At 75.4% G+C, this 6,151-nt stretch carries 7 protein-coding genes and 1 pseudogene; 4 read left to right on the top strand and 4 right to left on the bottom strand.

What is annotated here, in order from left to right:
* Both ACWEVO_RS27295 and ACWEVO_RS27290 read right to left on the bottom strand, forming a co-directional pair.
* Positions 1-366 (bottom strand): iron chelate uptake ABC transporter family permease subunit (locus ACWEVO_RS27295; protein ID WP_452310356.1); only part of this gene is annotated, 366 nt, incomplete at its 3' end.
* A complete protein-coding gene (locus ACWEVO_RS27290; RefSeq protein WP_452310358.1) occupies positions 363-1,406 on the bottom strand; it encodes a FecCD family ABC transporter permease in 1,044 nt (347 codons plus the stop codon). The genes ACWEVO_RS27295 and ACWEVO_RS27290, both read right to left, overlap by 4 nt.
* 109 nt (positions 1,407-1,515) lie before the next feature.
* Between ACWEVO_RS27290 and ACWEVO_RS27285 the strand changes: the two genes are divergently transcribed.
* A complete protein-coding gene (locus ACWEVO_RS27285) occupies positions 1,516-2,547 on the top strand; it encodes an ABC transporter substrate-binding protein (RefSeq protein WP_452310357.1) in 1,032 nt (343 codons plus the stop codon).
* Positions 2,548-2,553: 6 nt separating this feature from the next.
* On the opposite strand, the gene ACWEVO_RS27280 is transcribed toward ACWEVO_RS27285, so the two are convergent.
* Together ACWEVO_RS27280 and ACWEVO_RS27275 are read right to left on the bottom strand one after the other, a co-directional pair.
* The gene (locus ACWEVO_RS27280) at positions 2,554-3,150 is read right to left on the bottom strand and encodes a YdeI/OmpD-associated family protein (protein ID WP_452310355.1); all 597 of its coding nucleotides are present in this window, start codon (positions 3,148-3,150) and stop codon (positions 2,554-2,556) included.
* Entirely contained in the window at positions 3,140-3,478 is a 339-nt protein-coding gene (locus ACWEVO_RS27275) for a putative quinol monooxygenase (RefSeq protein WP_452310354.1), read from the bottom strand. Before ACWEVO_RS27275 ends, ACWEVO_RS27280 begins: the two co-directional genes overlap by 11 nt.
* Positions 3,479-3,642: 164 nt before the next feature.
* On the opposite strand from ACWEVO_RS27275, the gene ACWEVO_RS27270 reads away from it, so the two are divergent.
* The 3 genes and pseudogenes from ACWEVO_RS27270 to ACWEVO_RS27260 form a co-directional block, all read left to right on the top strand.
* On the top strand, positions 3,643-4,752 hold the full coding sequence (locus tag ACWEVO_RS27270) for a M24 family metallopeptidase (RefSeq protein WP_452310353.1): 1,110 nt from the start codon (positions 3,643-3,645) through the stop codon (positions 4,750-4,752).
* A complete protein-coding gene (locus ACWEVO_RS27265; protein ID WP_452310352.1) occupies positions 4,749-5,891 on the top strand; it encodes an acyl-CoA dehydrogenase family protein in 1,143 nt (380 codons plus the stop codon). Before ACWEVO_RS27270 ends, ACWEVO_RS27265 begins: the two co-directional genes overlap by 4 nt.
* 21 nt (positions 5,892-5,912) lie before the next feature.
* A pseudogene (locus ACWEVO_RS27260) lies at positions 5,913-6,151 on the top strand (hypothetical protein); the annotation flags it as partial.

Below are 6,151 nucleotides of genomic sequence, written 5' to 3'. Positions count from 1 at the left end.
CTCCCGGCCACCGGCCGCACCGACGCCGAGGACGCCGACGAGCAGGCCGTGCTCCGTCAGGTGCTCGCGCTGGCGCCGAGGCAGGCCGTGATCGCGCTGACCGCGTCCGGCGACGCCGAGCGCGGCGCCGACGGCGAGGGCGGCGGCCAGCCGGGGCAGGCGCAGTTCGGTGACGATGAACCGGTCGGCGGGATCGCCGCCGCCGGCGAGTACGCGGAGCACGTCGGCGGGGTGGATGGGGTGGTCGCCGGTGGCGACGGCCAGCACGGCGAGGGCGAGGGTGAGCAGGGCGGCGGTGAGGCCGACGGCGAGCGCGCGGGCGTGCAGGCGCAGGGACAGCCCACCGGGCAGGCGGAGCACGATCACGGGCGGGCCACCCGTCCGCGCCGGACCAGGTGCAGGAAGAGCGGTCCGCCGAGGACGGCGGTGACCAGGCCGACCTGGAGTTCGCCGGGGCGGCCGAGGATCCGGCCGGCGACGTCGGCGGTGAGCAGCAGGACGGGGGCGTAGACGGCGCACCAGGGCAGCAGCCGGCGCGGGTCGGGGCCGGTGACCGCCCGGACCAGGTGCGGGGCGAGCAGCCCGACGAAGACGATCGGGCCGCAGGCGGCGGTGGCGGCCCCGCAGAGCAGCGTGACGGCGGCGATGACGGCGGCCCGGACCAGGCCGGGGTGGGCGCCGAGGGCGCGGGCGGAGTCGTCGCCGAGGGCGAGGGCGGCCAGCGGGCGGGCCGCCAGCAGCGCGAGCGCCAGTCCGGCGAGGATGAACGGCAGCAGGGCGGGGACGGTGTCGGTGCGGGCGCCGGCGAGGGAGCCGACGGTCCAGAACCGCAGCCGCTCCAAAGAGGTGCTGTCGACCAGCATGACCGCGCTGACGTACGAGTAGAGGGCGGCGTTGAGCGCGGCGCCGGCCAGGGCGAGCCGGGTGGGGGTGGCGTGCCGGCCGCCGGCCACGGCGTGCCCGGCGAGGGTGGCCAGGGCGGCGCCGAGCAGCGCGTACCAGACCTGGTGGTCGAGGGCGGTGACGCCGAGGGTGACGGTGGCGGTGGCCACGGCGGCCGACGCGCCGGCGTTGATGCCGAGCAGGCCGGGGTCGGCGAGGGGGTTGCGGGTGAGCGCCTGCATGGCCGCGCCGGCGACGCCGAGCGCCGCGCCGGCGGTGAGCCCGAGCAGGGTGCGGGGCAGCCGCAGCTGGCGTACCACGGTGTGCTCGGGGGAGGCGGGGTCGGTAAGACCGTGCCACACGTCGGGAAGGGCGAGTGGTTTCGCGCCGACGGCGAGGCTGAGCACGGCCACGGCGGCCAGCAGCAGGAGGCCGAGCGGGAGCCCGGCCGTCCGTATATCGCGGCGGGGACCGGGCCGGGGCGCCGGGTCGGCGGCGGATCGCGGCGAAGTGGTGGCGGACAGTGTGGACTCCGGGTGAGGTGCGCGGGCTTGACGGCAGGCTAAGTTAGGTTAGGTTAACCTAACTTCACAGTCCATGGTCATTTCCGACCCGTACCGAAAGGCACTCGCCATGCCCGACACCCTGTCCGGCCGCCGGCTCACCCGCCGCGGCCTGCTCGCCGCCGGTGGCGCCGCCGGCCTCGCCGCCCTCCTCGCCGGCTGTGGCCGCGACGGCGGGGCGGCCGTCCCCGCGCCCACCACCGGCCCCTGGTCCTTCACCGACGACCGCCGGCAGAAGGTCGACGCGGCCACCCGCCCGTCCCGGATCGTCGCCTTCACCGGAGTGGCCGCCGCCCTGGTCGACTTCGGACTCGACAGCCAGCTCGTCGGCGTGTTCGGCGAGACGACGAAGAGCGACGGCAGCAGGCAGCCGCAGGCCGGCGACCTCGACGTCGCGCGGGTCGAGATCCTCGGCAACGCCTGGGGCGAGTTCAACCTGGAGAGGTACGCGGCGCTGCGCCCCGACCTCCTGGTCACCCACATGTACGACCCGGGCGCGCTCTGGTACGTGCCGGACGAGAGCAAGGACAAGATCCTCCCGCTCGCGCCCAGCGTCGCGATCACCACCGCCCGGGTACCGATGACCACGCCCATCCAGCGGTACGCGCAACTCGCCGAGAGCCTCGGCGCCGACCTGTCCGCCCCGAAGGTCACCGCCGCGAAGGCCCGGTTCACCGCCGCCGCCGACGCGGTCCGCCAAGCGGTCAGGGCCAACCCGGGGATCCGGGTGCTGGCCGCCTCCGGCAGCCCCGACCTGTTCTACGTCTCCAACCCGAAGGTCAGCACCGACCTGATGTACTTCGCTGAACTCGGCGTCGACCTGGTGGTGCCCACCAAGCTCGAACAGGGCGACTATTTCGAAGCATTGAGCTGGGAGAACACCGGCCGGTTCCCGGCCGACCTGATCCTGCTGGACAACCGCCCCACCGCCGTGCAACCGAACGACCTCGCCGCCAAGCCCACCTGGGCCCAGCTGCCCGCGGTCAAGGCCGGCCAGGTCACCCCGTGGGACGCGGTGCCCCGCTTCTCGTACGCGGGCGCGGCCCCGCTGCTGGAGAACCTCGCCGCCGCCATCCGCGGGGCGAAAAGGGTCGCCGCGTGACGGGGCTCAGTCGAGGGTCCGCCGCTGCGGGTGGGGCGTCTCGCTGCGGGCCAGCATCTCGACGAACTGGGCGATCCGCCGGCTGCGGGTGTCGGCCCGTTTGGCGGTGGTGACCCGGTAGATCACCGCGTAGCGGTTCTGCGCGGTGAGGATGTCGAACATCCGCTGGGCCCGCGGCTCGGCGGCCAGCGCGGCCAGCAGATCGGGTGGCGGCTCCGCGGTGGCCTGCCCGGCGTACGCGGCGTCCCACCGGCCGTCGGCCCGGGCCCGGTCCACCTCGGCGAGGCCGGCCGGATGCATCCGGCCGTCGGCGGTCAGCCGCGCCACCAGGGTCACGTTCCGCGCCGACCACGGGCTGCGCGCCCGGCGCGGGGTGAACCGTTGCCGGTAGGTGCCCTCGTCCCGGCGCCCGACCTGGCCGTCGATCCAGCCGTGGCAGAGCGCCTCCTCGAGCGCGTCGTCGTAGCTCAGCCGGGTGGGTTCGGTGGTGCCCCGCTTCGCCAGCACCAGCCACACCCCGGTCGGGTCGGCGTGGTGGGCGTCGAGCCACACCCGCCAGGCGTCCGCGTCGGGGACGACGAGCTCCGGCGGCTCAGCCAGCATCGGGCAGGCCGATCCCGCCGAGGGGGGTCACGTCCACCCGCTCCGGCGGCCCGGTCAGCATCCCCAGCACGTCGGCGATGCTCGGGGCGGAGCCGTCGGCGGCGGGAGCGGCGGCCAGCGCCGTCTGCACCGCATCCTCGTCGGACCACACCTCGGTCACCCGCACGGTGTCCGGGTCGGCACCGTCCCGGCTGATCACGTAGAGCTCGCAGCCGGGAAACCCGCGCAGGCCCTCGGCCACCCGCAGCAGGGTCTCCGCCAGCTCGGCGCCCCGCCCCGGCTGGGCGCGCATGGTCATCAGCCGCCCGATCCGGCCCGCCCTGTCCATCGTGCCCCCTTCGCCGCGCGTCGGCACCGAGCGTACCGGGGTGGTCAGCGCGGGACGCAGTCCGTCGCCCCGTTCTGCCAACCGTGGTCGTACCCGCCGGACGGGTGCAGGGCGGGCGGGTGACCGACTCCCGCCGGCGCCCAAACGACCGTTAAGCTCGGGGGGTGGGACACGACGAGCTGTATCCGGCCGAGCGGCTGGCCGCCGCGCAGCGCGCCACCGCCGCCGCCGGCCTCGACGCGCTGCTGCTCACCCCCGGCTCCGACCTGCGCTACCTGACCGGCTATGACGCCCATGAAGGGGAGCGGCTCACCTGCCTCGTGCTGCCCGCCGAGGGCGAGCCCACCCTGATCGTGCCGACCCTGGAACGTCCCGGCGCGGAGGCCGCCCCGGCCGCCGGCGTCCGCATCGTCGACCATCCCGACGGCACCGACCCGTACCCGCTGGTCCGCGCGGCCCTGCCCGGCCCGGTGGCGGCCGTGGGGCTGGCCGACCGGATGTGGGCCGAGCAGGTCCTGGCCCTGCGCGCCGCGCTGCCCGACGCCGCCCAGCGTCTCGCCTCCGAGGTGCTGCGCGAGCTGCGGATCCGCAAGTCCGCCGCGGAGGTGGCCGCCCTCGCCGAGGCGGGCGCGGCGATCGACGCGGTGCACCAGCGGATGGGGGAGTGGCTGCGCCCCGGCCGGACCGAGGTGGAGGTGGCCGCCGACATCGCCGCGGCCATCCGGGCGGCCGGCCACGTGCGCGTCGACTTCGTCATCGTCGCGGCCGGGCCCAACGGCGCCAGCCCGCACCACGGCACCGCCGACCGGCCGATCCGCGCCGGGGAGCCGGTGGTGGTCGACATCGGCGGCACCATGCCCTCCGGCTACCGCTCCGACTGCACCCGCACCTACGTTACCGGCGGCCCCGCCCCGGCCGAGTTCACCGACTACTACGCGGTGCTGTACGAGGCGCAGCGCGCCGCCGTGGCGGCGGTCCGCCCCGGCGTCACCGCCGAGGCGGTCGACGCGGCCGCCCGCGACGTCATCAGCGCCGCCGGGTACGGCGACGCCTTCCTGCACCGCACCGGCCACGGCATCGGCCTCGACACCCACGAGGAGCCGTACGTGGTGGCCGGCAACCCCCGGCCGCTGGAGGCCGGCATGGCTTTCTCGGTCGAACCCGGGATCTACCTCGCCGGGCGGCACGGCGCCCGCATCGAGGACATCGTCGTCTGCACGACGGACGGCGGCCAACGGCTCAACACCACCCCCACGGAGCTCATCGCACTATGAACGTCGACCGGATCCTCCCCACCGACGAGGCCCACGACCTGCTGGACCTCGCCACCGAGCTCGCCGACCGCGAGCTCGCGCCGAAGGCCGCCGGCTTCGAGGAGCGCGCCGAGTTCCCCCGCGAGGTGCTGCGCACCCTGGGCCGGGCCGGCCTGCTCGGCCTGCCGTACGCCGAGGAGCACGGCGGCGCGGCCCAGCCGTACGAGGTCTACCTGCAGGTGCTGGAGATCCTCGCCAGCCGCTGGCTGGCCGTCGCCGAGGCGGTCAGCGTGCACACCCTGTCCTGCTACCCGGTCGCCCAGTTCGGCACCGACGAGCAGCGCAAGCAGCTGCCCGACATGATCGGCGGCGAGCTGCTCGGGGCGTACTGCCTCTCCGAGCCGCAGGGCGGCTCCGACGCGGCGGCCCTGACCACCAGGGCGGTCCGCAACGGCGACGACTACGTGGTCACCGGCACCAAGGCGTGGATCACCCACGCCCGGGTGGCGGACTTCTACAACATCTTCTGCCGCACCGGCGGGCCCGGACCGAAGGGCATCTCCTGCCTGCTCGCCGACCGGAACACGCCGGGCATCCACCCGCAGGCCGCCGAGCGGACCATGGGCCTGCACGCCTCCCCGGTCGCGCAGATCGCCTTCGACGACGCCCGGGTCCCCGCCGAGCGGCTGATCGGCGGGGAGGGGGCCGGCTTCCGGATCGCCATGTCCGCGCTGGACTCCGGCCGCCTCGGCATCGCCGCCTGCGCGGTCGGCCTGGCCCAGGCGGCGCTGGACTACGCGGTCGGCTACGCCAAGGAGCGCCAGCAGTTCGGCCGGCCGATCATCGACTTCCAGGGGCTCGGCTTCAACCTCGCCGACCACGCCACCCAGATCTCCGCGGCCCGCGCCCTGATGCTCTCGGCCGCGCGGCTGCGCGACGCCGGCCGGCCGTACTCCATCGAGGCGGCGAAGGCGAAACTGTTCGCCACCGACATGGCGATGCGGGTGACCACCGACGCCGTGCAGGTGCTCGGCGGCGCCGGCTACGTCGCCGACCACCCGGTCGAGCGGTACATGCGGGAGGCCAAGGTGCTCCAGATCGTCGAGGGCACCAACCAGATCCAGCGGCTGGTCATCTCCCGCGCCCTCGCAAAGGGCTGAACCGGTCCGTAACGTGGGCCGATGACCGAGGCGACCGCGGCGCTCGACCGGGTCTGGCGAGCCGAGGCGGGCAGCATGCTGGGCGTGCTGTCCCGCCGCCTCGGCGACCTGGACCTGGCCGAGGACGCCCTCCAGGACGCCGTCGGTGCGGCGCTGCGGCACTGGCGACGACTGCAACGCGCAGGCGCAGGGCCGCTACAAGATCGCCTATTCCGTGCTGCCGCGGCAGGCCGACGACCAGCGGGTGCAGCTGGTGCGGC

This window comes from Micromonospora sp. NPDC003776, from assembly GCF_053605645.1.
This window is presented reverse-complemented; position numbering and strand designations above follow the sequence as displayed.